Here is a 15,524-nt window from a genome sequence, read left to right on the forward strand (position 1 = left end):
GCCATCACGCGGTCCTGCCGGTCAGCCACGCCTCGTGGGCGTCGTTCAGCCTGCTCCAGAGCCCTTCGGCGTCGTGGGTGCCCAGGTCGTCGAAGGTCAGCCGGAACACGTCGGCGAGCGCGGCGTAGTAGTCGCGCGCCGTGTCCAGGGTGATCGAGTGGCTGCCGGCGCCGACGCGGGACAGGACGAGCCCGCGCAGCGAGTCCACACCGGAGGCGTCCCGCCGTTGGACCACGGCCGTGCGCACGAACCCCGACGACGGTGACGTCGACAAATGGTTGTGCATATCAGCGAACGCGGACATGTCTGTGGAGGTCCGCTCGAAATCCATGCCCACGAACGAACCACTCGGATCGTGGTCGAACCGCCACCCGCCGGGCGCGACCTCCGACGGCCGCAGGGCGTACGTGAACGGCCCCTGCCGGTACGCGCCCGCGACCAGCGGCAGCGGCTCGTGCAGGCCGTCCCCGAGCCCGAGGTCGGCCAGCCACTCGCCGCCCGGGTTGTCCTCGCTGGGCAGGCCGCGCACGGTCAGCACCAGGTGGTTGCCGGTGACGCCGGGCTCGCTGCCGGGGTTCTGCACGCCGCCGACGTGCCTGGTGACGTCGTAGCCGAGGTTCCTGATCAGCTCGGAGAAGGCGCCGTTCAGGTGGTAGCAGTAGCCGCCGCGCCCCCTGATGATGCGCTCGGCGGACTCGACGGGATCAAGGGAGGTGGGACGGTTCAGCCAGATCTCCAGCGCCTCGTAGGCGACCCTCTCGACGTGCGCGACGTGGAGCGCGCGCAGGCCCTCGGCGCTCGCGGGGGCGTCGATCAGGCGGGACAGGCCCAGACGGCTGAGGTAGCCAGCGGTGTTCACCGGCCAAGTCTGCACCAGATGTGCACAAATTATGGAGTGTCGTCTGCACGGCGCACTTCTACTCTTTCGTACGTGGCAGAGCAGCGGTGCGTCCTCGTGGTCGAGGACGATGTGACGATCGCCCTGGCCGTACGGAACAGGCTGGCCGCCGAGGGCTTCGACGTCCGGGTGGCGGGCGACGGGCACGACGCCCTGGTCCAGTACGGGAAGGCGGAGCCCGACCTGGTGATCCTCGACCGGCTGTTGCCCGGTCTGGACGGGCTGGAGGTGTGCCGCAGGATGCAGGCGGCGCGCCCGGTACCCGTCCTCATGCTGACCGCGCTCGGCGAGGAGACCGACGTGCTGGTCGGGCTGGGGGTGGGGGCCGACGACTACCTGGCCAAGCCGTTCAGCATGCGCGAGCTGGTGGCCAGGATCCACGCGCTGCTGCGCCGGGTCGAGCGGGCCGCCCAGCTCGCGGTCGAGGACACGGTGATCAGGGTGGGCGAGGTGGAGATCGACACGGCCGCGCGCCGGGTGTTCGTCCGGGGGGTCGAGGCCCAGCTCACCAGGACCGAGTTCGACCTGCTGCGACGGCTGGCCGAGCGCCCCGGGCAGGTCTTCGAGCGCGACCGGCTGCTGTCGGACGTGTGGGGCTTCTCCGAGGCCGCCGCGACCAGGACCGTGGACAGCCACGTCCGCGCGCTGCGCCGCAAGCTGGGCTCCGACGTGGTGCGTACCGTCCACGGTGTGGGCTACGCCCTGGTCCGGCAATGAGGCCGCTCGACTTCCTCGGCCGCATCAAGGTCAAGCTCGGCATCGTCATCGTGCTGGCGGTGGGCACCGCGTTCGTGGTGAACGAGGTGGGGCTCAACGCCGGGTTCACCCGGGACGTCCGCATCGTGGTCGCGGTCATCCTCGCGTTGATCATGGTCCAGGTGCTGGCCATGGGCATGACCAAGCCGCTGCGCCAGATGGCCAGAGCCGCCCAGACCATCGCCAAGGGCAGCTACGGCCTGCGGGTCAGCGCCACCTCACGGGACGAGGTGGGCGAGCTGGCCAGGGCGTTCAACGCGATGGCCGCCGACCTCGGCGCGGTGGACCGGCAGCGGCGCGAGCTCGTCGCGAACGTCAGCCACGAGCTGCGCACCCCCATCACCGGCCTGCGCGCGGTGCTGGAGAACGTCGTGGACGGCGTCTCCGCGCCCGACCCGGTCACCATGAGGACCGCGCTCGCCCAGACCGAACGGCTCGGCCGCCTGGTCGCCCAGCTCCTCGACCTGTCCAGGCTCGACTCGGGCGTACGGCTGATCGAGCCCGAGGCCGTCGAGCTGGCGCCGCTGGTCGAGCAGGCCGTGCGGGAGGCGTCGCTGGCGCGCGAGGACGTCACGATCACGGCGTCGGCGCCCGGCGGGCCGGCGGTGCGGGCCGATCCCGACCTGCTGGCGCAGGTGCTGGCGAACCTGCTGGACAACGCCGTACGGCACAGCCCTTCCGGGGGCGTGGTGACGGTGACGTGCTCGGCCGGGCGGGACGGGGCGCGGATGGTGGTGGCCGACCAGGGGCCGGGCATCCCGGAGGCGGCCAGGGGACGGGTGTTCGAACGGTTCTTCCGGCTGGACGCGGGGCGGGCGGCCGACTCCGGGGGCGCGGGGCTGGGGCTGGCGATCGTCAAGGAGGTCGTGGAGCTGCACGGGGGGTCGATCCGCATCGACGACTGCGCGGGGTGCCGCATGGTCGTCGACTTACCAGGAAGGACGACGATGACGGAGACACCGTTCGACAAGGGGGCGAACAGGGTGCACGAGGGCCGTCCGGCGGACGCGCCTCCCCTGGGCGACGCGCTCCCCGCGGCCGAGGACGGCCCGCCTCCGCCCCCCGCGCCCCTTGGCACGGCGGGCCCTGGCCCGGCGACCCCGGGCGGGGCGGGCCCGCAGCCGCCCGCCGGACCGGGCGCCGCCGGGGACCCGGCGCCGCTCCCCCCGGACGCGACGGCACCAGGGGCCGGCACCCTCGTGGGGGCCGGGGCGGGGATGCCTGCGGGAGCCCCGGTTCCGCCCGTGAACCAGGCGGGGAGCGGGGGGCTCGCCAGGATGGTCGGGGGCGGGGTGCTCGGGGTCGTGGTCGGCTTCCTGGGCGGGCTGTTCGCGGCCGTGCTGGCCTCGGTGACCGTCGGCGACGGCCTCGCGCTCGTCACGCTGGTCATGGTGACCGCGCTGGGCGGCGCGCTCGGAATGGCGCTGGGCGCGGGGTCGGGGCGCAGGGCGGCGGCGTACCAGGCCGCGTACCAGGTGGCGGGGCGGGGGCCGGGCGGGGGCGGGCCGGCGTACGTGCCGCCGCCGCTCTTCCCCAGGCCCGAGCTGCCCGTCGCGCCACGCTGGCTGCTGTCGGCCGCCGCGGGCGCGGGCGTGTTCGCCGCCGTGGCGCTGCCCGAGGCCCAGGTGGGGCTGGGCATCGTGCTCGTGGCCATGGTGCTCGGCGCGGCGGCGCTGCCGGCCGTGCTGCGCAGGATGACCCCCTGGACGCTGGCGTTCGGGGTGACGGCGTACTGGCTGATCTCCATGGCGGCCGTGCGCGACGCGGACTGGCTGGTCGCGATCCTGCTCGTGGCGGGGGCCGGGCTGGGCGCGCTGGCGGTGTCCGGCGCGGGGGCGGGATGGCTCGGCGTGATCAGGGGCGGCGTGTCCGTGGTGCTCGCGCTCGGTCCGGTGCCGTGGTTCCTCGCCGGGCCGATCAGGAAGCTGACCGCCAGGCGGCGGATCATGCCGGTGCTCGCGGGGCTCGGCATCACGGTCGTGCTGGTGCTGGTGTTCGGGCTGCTGTTCGCCTCGGCCGACGCGGTGTTCGCCGCGTACGTCGAGCGCCTGACCAGCACCCCGGCCTGGGCCGACTCGGTGCCTTCGCGGATCTTCGTCTTCGGGTTCGTCGCCGTGCTGCTGGCCGCCACGGTGCTGGTCGCGCTGCGGCCGGTGATCGACCCGGTCGGTCCCGCGCACAAGTTCGGCGTGAGCAGGAGCGTGTGGCTGGTGCCGCTGGTCTCGGTGAACCTGCTGTTCTCGGCGTTCGTGGCGGTCCAGATCAGGGCGCTGTTCGGCGGCGCCGACTGGGTGCTGCGGACGGCCGGCCTGACCTACGCCGAGTACGCCAGGCAGGGGTTCTTCCAGCTCGTGGTGGTCAGCGTGTTCGTGCTCGGCATCGTCGCGGTGGCCGGGGGGCTGCTGCGGACCGAGCGCGGCGAGCGCTGGCTGCTGGCCGTCGTGCTCGGCGTGCTGTGCGGCCTGACCATGGTGGTGCTGGCCTCGGCCCTGCACCGGATGAACCTCTACACCGACGCCTACGGCCTGTCACGGTTGCGGATCTCCGTCCAGGCGACCGTGTGGTGGCTGGGCGCGTTGTTCGCGCTCGTGCTGCTGGCCGGCGCGGCACGCCTGGCGGGCCGCGGCTCCGGCTGGCTGCCGCGCACGGTCGTCCTGGTCACCGGGCTCGGCCTGGGCGTGTTCTCGCTGGTGAACCCCGACCTCCAGGTCGCGCAGACCCAGGTCGAGGTGCGCGGCGTGACCAACATGGACTCCGACTACCTGGGCGACCTCGGCGCGGAGGCCGTGCCCGCGATCGACCGGCTGCCCGAGCCGCAGCGCAGTTGCGTGCTCGCCGACGTGGTCCGCGCCAACGGGCTCGACCGCGCCGACCCGTGGAACGGCTGGAACCTCGCCCGCGCCCGGGCCAGGGACCTGCTGGCCGAGCGGCCCGTAGACCGCTGGTCACCGTGCCCATCGGCGTCCTCGCGCGGCTCTGATTGAATCTTGGTGTGAGGTTCGACGTAGTCATCAGCGGCGGCCGGGTGCTCGACGGCACGGGCGCGCCGCCGTACCGGGCGGATGTGGGGATCGCGGGCGACGAGGTCGCGGCGGTCGGCAGGCTGGACGGCGCGCAGGCGGAGACGGTGATCGACGCGACCGGGCGGTTCGTCGCGCCCGGCTTCGTCGACTGCCACGCCCACGGCGACGCCGCCGTGTTCGACCCGGCCGTGCAGCTCGCGGCGCTGCGGCAGGGGGTGACCACGTTCGTCCTGGGACAGGATGGTCTGTCCTTCGCGCCGGGGTCGGCCGAGACCGTCGCCTACGCCTCCCGCTACTTCGCCGCCGTCAACGGCGCCCTGCACGAGGGCCCGCTGAGCGTGGCCGAGCTGCTCGACGGCTACGACCGCGTGGTGGCGCTGAACACGGCCTACCTGCTGCCGCACGGCACGATCCGCTACGACGTCCTGGGGGCCTCGCCGGAGCAGGCCTCGCGGGCGGAGCTGGCCGCGATGGTCGAGCGGGTCGAGCGCGGCCTGTCCGAGGGCGCGGTCGGGCTGTCCAGCGGGCTGGAGTACCTGCCGGGCCGCTACGCCGACGCCGCGGAGCTGGCCGCCCTGTGCGCGCCGCTCGGCGGCCTGCCGTACGTCACCCACATGCGGGCCTACGGCGTGAACGCCGGGGTCGGCATGGCGGAGGTCGTGGACATCGCCGGGCGTTCCGGCGCGGCCGTGCACGTCTCCCATCTGCACGGGCCGGCCGACGTGCTGCTGCCGCTGGTCGGCAGGGCCCACGACGAGGGCGTCGACCTCACCTTCGACACCTACCCCTACCTGCGCGGCAGCACGATCCTGGCCATGGTGGTGCTGCCGCCGTCCGTGCCGGGCGCCGAGACCGACGCGGCGCTGGAGATGATCACCTCGCCCGAGCTGGACGACTGGTGGGCCGGGCTCGGCGACGTCTACCCCCGGCTGACCGTCTCCCACGCGCCCGGCCTGGAATGGGCCGAGGGGCTCGCCCTGCCGGACGCCGCCGCGCGGGCCGGCATGACGCCCGCCGCGTTCTGCCGCCACCTGCTGGTGGAGACGCGGCTGGAGGCCGGGTGCGTCTCCGCGCGTCCCGACGAGGGCCCCGCGGGTGAGGAGTCGGTACGCCGGATCCTGCGCCATCCGTCCCACACCGGCGGCTCCGACGGCATCTACGTGGGCGGTCATCCGCATCCGCGCGGGTTCGGGGCCTTCGCCAGGTTCCTCGGCCGGCACGTCCGCGAGCTGGGCGACTGGACGTGGGAGCAGGCGGTCGTGCACCTGGCCTCCCACCCGGCCCGGCGGTTCGGGCTCGACCGGCGCGGGCTGGTGCGCGGCGGGTGCGTCGCCGACCTGGTGGTGTTCGATCCGCTCACGGTGTCCGACCGGGCGACGTATGCCGATCCGCGCAGCCCGGCGCACGGCGTCGACGACGTGCTCGTGTCCGGCGTACGGGTGCTGGCCGGGGGCGAGCTGACCGGGGCCCGTCCGGGACGGGCACTTCGATCACGCTGATCCCGCCTGGGATAAGGTCAGACGCGGATAAAGGGGGGTGTCGTGCAGGTAATCCTTGGGCAGTCGGTCCTCGACGGCGAGCTCGGCTTTCCGCTGATGATCGTGCACCGCGACGCGCTGGAGCACAACGTGGCCACGATGGCGGCGTTCGCCCGCGACCACGGCATGGAGCTGGCTCCGCACGTCAAGACCCACATGTCGCCGGAGATCTCCGCCATGCAGCTCGAAGCGGGCGCGTGGGGGCTGACGGTCGCGACGACCCGGCAGGCCAGGATCGCCCGCGGCTACGGCGGCGACCGCATCATGGTGGCCAACCAGATCGTCGACTCCGCCGGGCTGACATGGGCCGCCGGAGAGCTCGACCGCGACCCGGCCTTCGAGTTCCTCAGCTTCGTCGACTCCGAGGCCGGGGTGGACATTCTCGCCCGGCACGCCTCGACCCGCCCGTTCCGGGTGCTCGTGGAGCTCGGGCACGAAGGCGGACGAGCCGGCTGCCGCACCCTCGACGAGCTGCTGAAGGTGGCCGCCTACGTGCAGGAGACGCCCGGCGTCGAGCTGGCCGGCGTCGCCGGGTACGAGGGGGCGCTGAAGAGCGCGGAGGAGGTCCGGCGTTACCTGGGCGGGCTTCAGGAGGCCGTCGAGCACGTCCGCGTCCGCAACCCGATCCTGACGATCGGCGGCAGCCAGTGGTTCGACGTGATCGGGCGCGAGCTGGTCACCACGCACGCCCGCATCCTGCTGCGCAGCGGCGCGTACGTCACCCACGACGACGGCTACTACCGCGAGCGCACGCCGTTCAACCGGATCGAGGGCGAGCTGCGACCGGCCCTTGAGGTGTGGGCGCACGTGCTGTCCACGCCCGAGCCGGGCCTCGCGGTCGTGGGCATGGGCAAGCGCGACGCGCCCTACGACGAGGGCCTGCCGGTGCCGCGCCGGAACGGCGTCACGATCACGAAGATGCAGGACCAGCACACCGTCGTACGGGCCGACGGGCTCAAGCCGGGCGACCTGCTGGCCTTCGGGATCTCACATCCGTGCACCGCCTTCGACAAGTGGCGCGTTCTGCCGTTGGTGGACCGGGACTACCGTGTCGTCGGCACGATACACACCGATTTCTAGGGAGATTTCGTGAAGAAAGAGCTCAAGACCACCGAGGGCGCCGCTCCGGTCGGGGCCTACTCCCAGGGGCTCGTGGTGGGCGACTTCGTCTACACCTCCGGGATGGGCCCGCTCGACCCGCACACCGGCGAGATCGTCGGCGACGACGTCGCCACCCAGACCCACCAGGTCATGAAGAACCTCGGGGCCATCCTCGCCGCCCACGGCCTGGGCTTCGACGACGTCATCAAGTCGACGGTCCACCTCCAGGACGTCAAGGAGGACTTCGCCGCCTACAACGAGGTGTACAAGTCGTACTTCACCCAGCCGTACCCGGTGCGGACGACGGTGGGCTCGCAGCTCATGAACATCCTGGTGGAGATCGACTTCGTCGCGCACAAGAGCGCGTAAGGTCTGCACGTGGACAGTTCGGTATACGTCTTCGCCGAGGACCTGCACGGTGAGGGCGTCGAGCGGGTGCTCGACAGGGTCAGCGCGTACGGCGTGGGCGGGGTCACGGTCGGCGCCGTCCACCACGCCGCGCGCGACGTCACCCCGCACGGACTGTCCAGGCTGACCGTCAGGCACGACGGCGCCCACTTCACCCCGCCGGCCGGGCTGTTCGACGGGCTCCGGCTCGCTCCCGTGCCCGGCCACGTCCACGCCCTCGACGGGCTGCGCGAGGCGTGCGCCGGACGCGGCCTGAAGCTCCACGGCTGGACGGTCTTCCTGCGCAACGCCACGCTCGGCAACGAGCACCCCGACGTGACCGTCCGCGACTGCTTCGGTGACCGCGGCTCGCTGATCGACCTGTGCCCGGCCCATCCCGACGTGCGCGAGTACTCCGTCGCGCTGGCCAGGGCGGTGGCCAGGCTGGGCGTCGACAGCGTGGTCGCCGAGGCGCTGCACTTCACGCCGGTCGAGCCGCAGCGCTCCTTCGTGCAGCTCGGGCCCATGGACACGTACCTGTTCGGGCTCTGCTTCTGCGACTACTGCATGCGCCGGGCCACCGACCTGGGCGTGAACGCCGAGGTGGCGCGTGAGGAGTGCGCGCGGATCGTGGGCGGCGTCTTCGACGGCGACCCGGCCGCGCAGGGCGAGGTGACCAGGGCGGCGCTCACCGCCTACGCCGGGCCCGAGGTGGTGGCGTACGCGCGGGCGCGCTCCGAGACCGTCACCACGCTCGTCTCCGAGGTGTCGTCGGCGGTCGCCGAGGAGGGCTCCAGGCTGGTCTTCATCGACTCCACCGGAGCGGTGAAGGGCTACCGCGACGGCCTGCCGACGCCCGGCCTGGCCGCCCACGACGCCTGGCAGCTCGGCGTGGACCTGGTGGCGCTGGGCGACCTGGTGCCCGCCTTCGGCGTGCTGGCGTACGCGCGGGACGCGGCGCGGGTGGCCGACGACGTGGGCGCGTACCTGCGGTCGGTGGGCAAGGACCGCGAGGTGCGGGCGGTGCTGCGGCCCGGCTACCCCGACAGCGACTCGACCGACCGCCTGGTGGCCAAGGCCAGGGGGGCGAAGGCGGCGGGCGCGCTGGCGGTCGACTTCTACGCCTACGGCCTGGTGCCGCACCCGGTGCTCGACCGCATCCCGGCCGCCCTCGCCGCCGCCGGCTGACCCCGCCCGCTCAGAAGGTGTCGAGCAGGGCTGAGACGGCCTTCTTCGCGAAGCCGTCGGGCAGGGGCATCCCGCGGAGGACCGTGCGCATCCACACGGCCCCCGCCAGCAGATCCATGATCAGCAACGGATCGGCCGACCCGCTCAGCTCACCCCGCCGCACCGCCCGCTCGAACACCACACGCTCCCGCGCGAACCGGTCGGCGAAGAACCGGCGGGCGTCGAGCTCGGGATGGCGCACGGCGGCGGCCAGCGCCGCGACCGCGATGTCGCTGCCGGGCGGCTCGGTGAGCAGCCGCTCGACCTGCTCGACCAGCGCCACCAGGTCACTCCGGAACGACCCGGTGTCCGGCGGCTCGAACGCCAGCACGTCGGACTCGACCAGCGCGGCCCCGAGCAGCGCCGCCTTCGACGGCCACCACCGGTAGATCGTCGTCTTGTTGACCCCGGACCGCTCGGCGACCCCCTCGACCGTCAGCCCGTCATAGCCCTTCTCCGCGACCATCCACAGCGTCGCGTCGAAGATCTCCTGCTGCTTCCTCGGCGCCATAGGTCATTTTCTCCCGGCGAACGCCATGGCCACGCCGAGCCCCAGGTAGACGACGCCGCTGACGTACCGCATCGCCTTGGCGGCCCTGGTCAGGCGGGCGCCGAGGGTGCCGGCGGTGAGGGCGTACACGATGTCGGAGGCGAACCCCAGGAGCAGCAGCGTCAGGCCGAACACGACGATCTGGAGCGCCGGCGAGCCGGCGCCGGGGTTCACGAACTGCGGGAGGAACGCCACGAAGAACAGCGCCACCTTGGGGTTGAGCACGTTGACCAGGACCCCTTCGAGGAACACCTTGGACAGCGGCTGCACGGGCGGCGTCCCGGCCTGCGCGTCCTTGCCGGTGAAGGCGCGCACGCCCAGGTAGACGAGGTAGCCCACGCCCGCCCACTTGACGACCGCGAACAGCGTCGCCGACCGCGAGATGACGTAGGAGAGCCCGGCGGCGGCCGCGGCGATGTGCACCAGCGTGCCGGTCTCGACGCCGAGCGCGCTGGCCAGCCCGGCCGCCCTGCCCTGGGCCAGGCCCCTGGCGGCGATGTACAGGTGGTTGGGCCCGGGGACGATCACCAGGGTGAGCGAGGCCATCACGAAGAGCGCGAAAGTCGTCAAGGAGATCACGAAAGAGCAGCGTAGAGTGACTTTGGTATGACGATGAGGGCCAATTCCGCGGCGGTCGGGCGGACCAATGAAATGTCGCAGGAGCGTGGCACACTTGCTGGCGTGAACGGTCTTCTCGTCGGGCGCTCGGCCGAGCTGTCCAAGCTCGTGCGTGTGCTGGAGTCCGCGGCCGGCGGCACGGCCGGGGTCGCGCTCATCGGCGGCGACGCGGGGATCGGCAAGACGCGTCTGGCCGGTGAGCTGGTGGCCGAGGCGCGCGAGCGCGGCTTCCACGTCATGGTCGGCCAGTGCGCCGAGCTGGGCGACGCGCTGCCCTACCTGCCGCTGGCCGACGCGCTGCGCGGGGCCGAGCCCGGCGTGCGCGAGGCGGTCGCCGCCCATCCCATGCTGGGCCAGCTCCTTCCGGGCCAGGAGAGCGGGGCGCCCTCGGCCGGGCTCACCCAGCAGCGGCTGTTCGGCTCGCTGCTCGGGCTGCTGGCCGACGTCCAGCCGGTGCTGTTCGTGATCGAAGACCTCCACTGGGCCGACCGCTCCACCCGCGACCTGCTGGTCTTCCTCAGCCGCATGCTCCAGAGCGAGCGCGTCTGCGTGGCCGGCACCTACCGCACCGACGACCTCCACCGCCGCCATCCGCTGCGCGGGGTGCTGGCCGAGCTGAAGCGGCTGCCGTCGGTGACGAACGTGGAGCTGGGTCCGCTGGGGTCCGGCGAGATGTCGGACTATGTCACGACCTTGGGAGAGGTGGGGGCGCAGGAGCTCGGGGTCATCGTCTCGCGCGCCGACGGCAACCCGTTCTACGCCGAAGAGCTGTTCGCGGCCATGTCCGAGGGCGACAGCCTGCCCGACGGGCTGGCCAGCCTGCTGCTGTCGCGGGTCGAGGTGCTGTCCGAGGCCGGGCAGCGGGTGCTGCGCGCCGCCGCGGTGGCCGGCCGCCGGGTGGAGGACGAGCTGCTGCGCGAGGTCTCGGGCCTGCCGCTGGCCGAGTTCGAGGAGGCGGTCAGGGAGATCGTCTCGCGCGGCCTGCTCAAGGTGCAGGGCCACGGCTACACCTTCCGTCACGCCCTGCTGCAGGAGGCGGTCTACACCGATCTGCTGCCCGGCGAGCGCACGAGGCTCCACGCCGACTTCACCCGTCTGCTCACCTCGCCCGCCGAGCTGGCCCACCACCACCTCGCCAGCCACGACCTGGCCGGGGCGCTCGCCGCCTCGGCCCAGGCGGGCCGGGACGCCGAGCGGCTGGGCGCGCCCGCCGAGGCCCACAACCACTATGACCAGGCGCTCGCCCTGTGGGACCGCGTCGAGGGCGCCGACGAGCTGGCCGGGGAGAGCCGGGTCGCGCTGGCCTTCCGCAGCGCCGTCGCGGCGGCCGACAGCGGCGACAACCACCGGGCGGTCCACCGGCTGCGGGCGCTGCCGTCGTCCTCCGAGGTCGACGAGCGGCTGGCCTACTACCTCTTCGAGACCAACGACCCGCCCGGCGCCATCGCCGCCGCCGAGCGCGCGGTCGAGGAGGCCGGAGACCGGCCGAGCCTCGCCCGCGCCCTCGCCACCCAGGCCCGCACGCTGCTGTGGACCGCGCGCCACCACGAGGTCGAGCCGCTGACCGCGCGCGCCCTGGAGACGGCCCGCGCGTGCGGCGCCGTCGACGCCGAGGTGGGCGCGCTGCTCACGCTGGCCAGCTACGTTGAGCAGCGGGGTGATGTGGCGCGGGCCCATTCGCTGGTCGAGAGCGCCTCCGCCCGGGAGACGGGCGACCTGGCGATGGACCTGCGGGCCCGCTTCCACCACGCACGCATCCACTACGAGCAGGGCCTGCTCGCCCAGGCCGCCGAGGTGGCCGACAACGGCATCGAGCTGGCCGTCAGCACCGGCCTCAACTGGAGCACCTACGGCACCGACCTGCGCTTCCTGCGCCTGCTCATCCACTACGTCGCCGGCGAGTGGGACGCCGCGGAGGCGGTGGCCGCCGGGTTCGGCGCGCGGGTGGGCACGCTGTCGGAGGCCATCCTGTCGTCGTTCGCCCTGTTCATCGAGGTGGGGCGAGGGTTGCCGGTGGTCGAGGAGCGGCTGGGGTGGCTGCGTCCGTTCTGGCATGATCCGCTGGCGACGTACATGTCGCGGGGCATGGCCGCCGAGCACGCCCTGTGGAACGGCGACCCGGCCGCCGCGCTCGACCACGTCCACGCGGCCATGGCCACGCTCGACGAGGGCGAGTCCGGCGCGCTGCGGCTGGCCGCCGTCGGCCTGTGGGCGATGGCCGAGCTGGGCACCACGGAGGGGGCCGACGACCTGCTGGCCCGCGCCCGGTTCGCCGCCACCAAGGGGCCGACCGGCGAAGGTGGCCACCTCGGTCCCGAGGGCCAGGCCTGGACGCTGCGGGTGGAGGCCGACTGGCACCGCCTCCACGGGCGGCTCGACGTCGAGCTGTGGCGCGAGGTGGTCGCGGCCTTCGACTTCGGCTTCGTCTACGAGGTGGCCAGGGCGCGCTGGCGGCTGGCCGAGGCGCTGCTGGCGGCCGGCGAGCGGGAGGCGGCGCAGGCGGAGTGGGCCCTGGCCAAGGAGGCGGCCGGCAGCCTGCGGGCCGCGCCGCTGGAGGCCGCGCTGCTGGAGTTCGGCAGGCGGGCCCGGTTCGGCGGCGGGCAGCCCGAGGGTGGCCTGACCGCGCGCGAGGTCGAGGTGTTGCGGCTGGTCGCCGAGGGGCTGACCAACCGGGAGATCGCCGGGCGGCTGTTCATCGCGCAGAAGACGGTGAGCGTGCACGTCTCCAACATCCTGAGCAAGCTCGACGTCTCCACCCGTACCCAGGCGGCCGCCGCCGCCCGGACGCACGGGCTCGTGTGATCGCGGCGCTGAACGAGGCCGCGCGGTGGTCGGGCGTGGTGGTCGAGTTCTCCGGCAGGGGGGCCGATGGGCGACGGCACCTGGGCCAGGCCAAGCAGACCCGTTGGCGGGACAGGCAGGGGTGAGTCCGTACATCTGGGACGCCACGTGCGGCCATTTGGGACGACGTTTGCGTCTCGCCTCGTAGCGTCCGAGATCGGGACCTCTCACCGGAGAGCGATGGCGGGCCCGGCCGGCGGCTCGCGTCGACCTGTCCTGTCGTGACAGGTCGGCCCATCCCGTTGTGATGCGCCGACCCGTCCTGTCTCGAAAAGGAGCAGTCATGCCCACTCTCGCCACGTCACTGCCCGCTCTGGCCGCCGCCGGGTTGACCGTCCTGGCTCCGGTCGTCGTCCCGGGGGCCGCGCACGCCGCGGCCGCGATCTCGTGCACCGTGTCCGGCAAGGCCCAGTACCTGCCGGGGGCGGGCCGGCTCTCGCAGACGGAACGTTCCGACAGGGGCGCATGGAACTGCGTGGACCGCAGCGGCTCCGGGGTCACGGCGGCCCAGCTCCACGCCACCTTCAACGGCGTGCACTCCAACTGCGACGGGAGCAGGGCGTTCACCTCAAGAGGGCGCCCGTCCGGCGGCGGCAACGCGTTCGACCAGGTGTTCGGCACCCGCGACTACGAGCGGCGCAACCTCGCCAACCGCATCATCTACGACCGCGAGGGCCACAACCTGGCCGACCGCATCATCCACGACCGCGACGAGCGCGAGATGGCCGACCGCATCGTCTACGACCGCGAGCGCTGGGGGGCCTCCGACGGGGTCGTCCGCGACCGCGCCGCCTCCGCCGGGAGCACCGCGCCCGGGGGCATCGGCACGGTCACCATCGACTGGACCATCAGAGGCACCAAGCAGACCAGCATGGCCAGTGCGCGCATCGTCGACGTCGTGCACGACACGGCCAAGGTGTCCGGGACGATCCAGTCCGGGCCGTTCAGGGGCAAGACGTTCACGGGCCGGTTCGGCAGCCACCTGCTCGGCGGTTCGTGCGTCTCGGGCGCGTCCGGCAGCGTGCTGAACGCGGACTTCAGGGGCGAGTTCGAGGTCGCCTGACCGCCACGCCACAGGGCGCGACCGGCGCCTGGCCCCCGTACGGGCGGCCAGTCTGCCGGTCCCGCTCGATCGCGTCTGTTTGGTAAGTTGTCGTGAGGTGTGCCGGGAAGTCTGGTCGGCGATTCTGCCGTCGATCGTGGAGTTCTCCTTGAAGGCTTTCCCAGGTGGTCCGCCGTGACCGTCACCGCGTGGCTGGCGGTCGCCGTCTTCCTCGTCTCGTACACGCTGATCGCCACCGAGAAGGTGCACCGGGTCGCCGCGGCGCTCGGCGGCGCTGGGATCATGCTGGTGCTGCACGCCACCGACGGCGGCGCGGCCTTCTTCGACGAGCACACCGGCATCGACTGGAACGTCATCTTCCTGCTGCTCGGCATGATGATCATCGTCGGCGTGCTGAAACAGACGGGCGTCTTCGAATTCCTGGCCATCTGGGCCGCCAAACGGGCCAGGGGACGCCCGTTCCGGCTCATGGTGCTGCTGATCCTGATCACCGCGGGCGCGTCGGCGCTGCTGGACAACGTGACCACCGTGCTGCTGATCGCGCCGGTGACGTTCCTGGTCTGCGAGCGGCTGGCGCTACCGGTGGCGCCGTTCCTCATCGCCGAGGCGATGGCCTCCAACATCGGCGGCACCGCCACCCTGGTCGGCGACCCGCCCAACATCATCATCGCCAGCCGCGGCGGGCTGACCTTCAACGATTTCCTCGTGCACCTGACCCCGCTGATCGTGGTGCTGATCGTCGTCTTCATCGGGTTGTGCCGGGTGATGTTCCGCCGGTCGTTCACCTACGATCCCGAGCTGGCGGCCGAGATCATGGCGCTCGACGAGCGCGAGGCCATCGCCGACCGCAGGCTGCTGTGGCAGTCGCTGACCGTGCTCGCGCTGGTGATGGCGGCGTTCGTGCTGCATCCCGTGCTGCACTACGAGCCGTCGGTGGTGGCGCTGCTCGGCGCCGGCGTGCTGGTGGCCCTCACCAAGGTGACCACCGAGGAGGCGATCGCCGAGGTCGAGTGGCCCACGCTGGTGTTCTTCGCGGGCCTGTTCGTCATGGTCGGGGCGCTGGTGGAGACCGGGGTCATCGACCGGGTCTCCCAGGCCGCCGCGCGGGCCACGCACGGTGAGCTCGGGCTGACCGCGATGGTGCTGCTGTGGGCCTCGGCGGGCCTGTCCGCCATCGTGGACAACATCCCGTACGTGGCCACCATGAGCCCGATCGTGGCCGACCTCGTCCAGGCCAACGGCGGCAACGGACCGGCGCAGGTGCTGTGGTGGGCCCTGGCGCTCGGCGCCGACCTGGGCGGCAACGCGACCGCCGTGGGAGCGGCGGCGAACGTGGTCATCCTCGGCATCGCGGCCCGCAACGGCACCCCGATCAGCTTCTGGCAGTTCACGAAGTACGGCCTGGTCGTCACGGTGACGACGGTCGCGCTCGCCACGCCGTACCTGTGGCTGCGCTACCTGGCGTGACGCGGCTCATGTCACACCAGGGGGCCGCGAACGCTCTCAGAGGACATGATGCCTG

General features: G+C 72.8%; 12 protein-coding genes. 9 read left to right on the plus strand and 3 right to left on the minus strand.

Going from position 1 to position 15,524, the window contains the following annotated elements; genetic code table 11:
- Positions 1 to 4: 4 nt before the first annotated feature.
- Positions 5 to 859 (minus strand): arylamine N-acetyltransferase, encoded by an 855-nt coding sequence (locus ACIA8R_RS25430; protein ID WP_397040705.1) that lies wholly within the window; start codon positions 857 to 859, stop codon positions 5 to 7.
- 72 nt (positions 860 to 931) lie between these two features.
- Between ACIA8R_RS25430 and ACIA8R_RS25435 the strand changes: the two genes are divergently transcribed.
- The 6 genes from ACIA8R_RS25435 to ACIA8R_RS25460 are packed head-to-tail and all read left to right on the plus strand — an operon-like array spanning position 932 to position 8,891.
- Positions 932 to 1,615: a response regulator transcription factor gene (locus ACIA8R_RS25435; RefSeq protein WP_397040707.1), complete on the plus strand. Its 684-nt coding sequence runs from the start codon at positions 932 to 934 to the stop codon at positions 1,613 to 1,615.
- Positions 1,612 to 4,638, plus strand: coding sequence for a DUF4153 domain-containing protein (locus tag ACIA8R_RS25440; protein WP_397040709.1), 3,027 nt, complete (start codon positions 1,612 to 1,614; stop codon positions 4,636 to 4,638). The genes ACIA8R_RS25435 and ACIA8R_RS25440 overlap by 4 nt, the downstream gene beginning before the upstream one ends.
- A gap of 8 nt (positions 4,639 to 4,646) precedes the next feature.
- The gene (locus tag ACIA8R_RS25445) at positions 4,647 to 6,176 is read left to right on the plus strand and encodes an amidohydrolase family protein (RefSeq protein ID WP_397040711.1); all 1,530 of its coding nucleotides are present in this window, start codon (positions 4,647 to 4,649) and stop codon (positions 6,174 to 6,176) included.
- Between the two features lie 42 nt (positions 6,177 to 6,218).
- Positions 6,219 to 7,295 carry an alanine racemase gene (locus ACIA8R_RS25450; RefSeq protein ID WP_364086594.1) on the plus strand — a complete coding sequence of 359 codons (1,077 nt, stop codon included), beginning with the start codon at positions 6,219 to 6,221 and terminating at the stop codon, positions 7,293 to 7,295.
- Positions 7,296 to 7,304: 9 nt separating this feature from the next.
- On the plus strand, positions 7,305 to 7,685 hold the full coding sequence (locus ACIA8R_RS25455) for a RidA family protein (protein WP_189649864.1): 381 nt from the start codon (positions 7,305 to 7,307) through the stop codon (positions 7,683 to 7,685).
- A 9-nt stretch (positions 7,686 to 7,694) separates the two neighbouring features.
- On the plus strand, positions 7,695 to 8,891 hold the full coding sequence (locus ACIA8R_RS25460) for a hypothetical protein (RefSeq protein ID WP_397040713.1): 1,197 nt from the start codon (positions 7,695 to 7,697) through the stop codon (positions 8,889 to 8,891).
- A 10-nt stretch (positions 8,892 to 8,901) separates the two neighbouring features.
- On the opposite strand, the gene ACIA8R_RS25465 is transcribed toward ACIA8R_RS25460, so the two are convergent.
- Positions 8,902 to 9,441: a TetR/AcrR family transcriptional regulator gene (locus ACIA8R_RS25465; RefSeq protein WP_397040715.1), complete on the minus strand. Its 540-nt coding sequence runs from the start codon at positions 9,439 to 9,441 to the stop codon at positions 8,902 to 8,904.
- Between the two features lie 3 nt (positions 9,442 to 9,444).
- Positions 9,445 to 10,059: a LysE family translocator gene (locus ACIA8R_RS25470; RefSeq protein WP_364086600.1), complete on the minus strand. Its 615-nt coding sequence runs from the start codon at positions 10,057 to 10,059 to the stop codon at positions 9,445 to 9,447.
- A gap of 102 nt (positions 10,060 to 10,161) precedes the next feature.
- On the opposite strand from ACIA8R_RS25470, the gene ACIA8R_RS25475 reads away from it, so the two are divergent.
- The 3 genes from ACIA8R_RS25475 to ACIA8R_RS25485 all read left to right on the plus strand — a co-directional run bounded on the left by ACIA8R_RS25475 (position 10,162) and on the right by ACIA8R_RS25485 (position 15,469).
- Entirely contained in the window at positions 10,162 to 12,900 is a 2,739-nt protein-coding gene (locus ACIA8R_RS25475; protein ID WP_397040717.1) for an AAA family ATPase, read from the plus strand.
- Positions 12,901 to 13,222: 322 nt separating this feature from the next.
- On the plus strand, positions 13,223 to 14,002 hold the full coding sequence (locus tag ACIA8R_RS25480) for a hypothetical protein (protein ID WP_364086604.1): 780 nt from the start codon (positions 13,223 to 13,225) through the stop codon (positions 14,000 to 14,002).
- 174 nt (positions 14,003 to 14,176) lie between these two features.
- Positions 14,177 to 15,469 carry an ArsB/NhaD family transporter gene (locus ACIA8R_RS25485; protein WP_364086606.1) on the plus strand — a complete coding sequence of 431 codons (1,293 nt, stop codon included), beginning with the start codon at positions 14,177 to 14,179 and terminating at the stop codon, positions 15,467 to 15,469.
- Positions 15,470 to 15,524 lie beyond the last annotated feature (55 nt).

The sequence above is a fragment of the Nonomuraea sp. NPDC051191 genome (genome assembly GCF_044455665.1).
In the GTDB taxonomy this organism is placed as follows: Bacteria; Actinomycetota; Actinomycetes; order Streptosporangiales; family Streptosporangiaceae; genus Nonomuraea.

Bases quoted from the DNA above. Each gene is read 5' to 3' on its own strand.
- ACIA8R_RS25480 (WP_364086604.1), top strand. From the start codon at position 13,223: ATGCCCACTCTCGCCACGTCACTGCCCGCTCTGGCCGCCGCCGGGTTG.
- ACIA8R_RS25440 (WP_397040709.1), top strand. From the start codon at position 1,612: ATGAGGCCGCTCGACTTCCTCGGCCGCATCAAGGTCAAGCTCGGCATC.
- ACIA8R_RS25465 (WP_397040715.1), bottom strand. From the start codon at position 9,441: ATGGCGCCGAGGAAGCAGCAGGAGATCTTCGACGCGACGCTGTGGATG.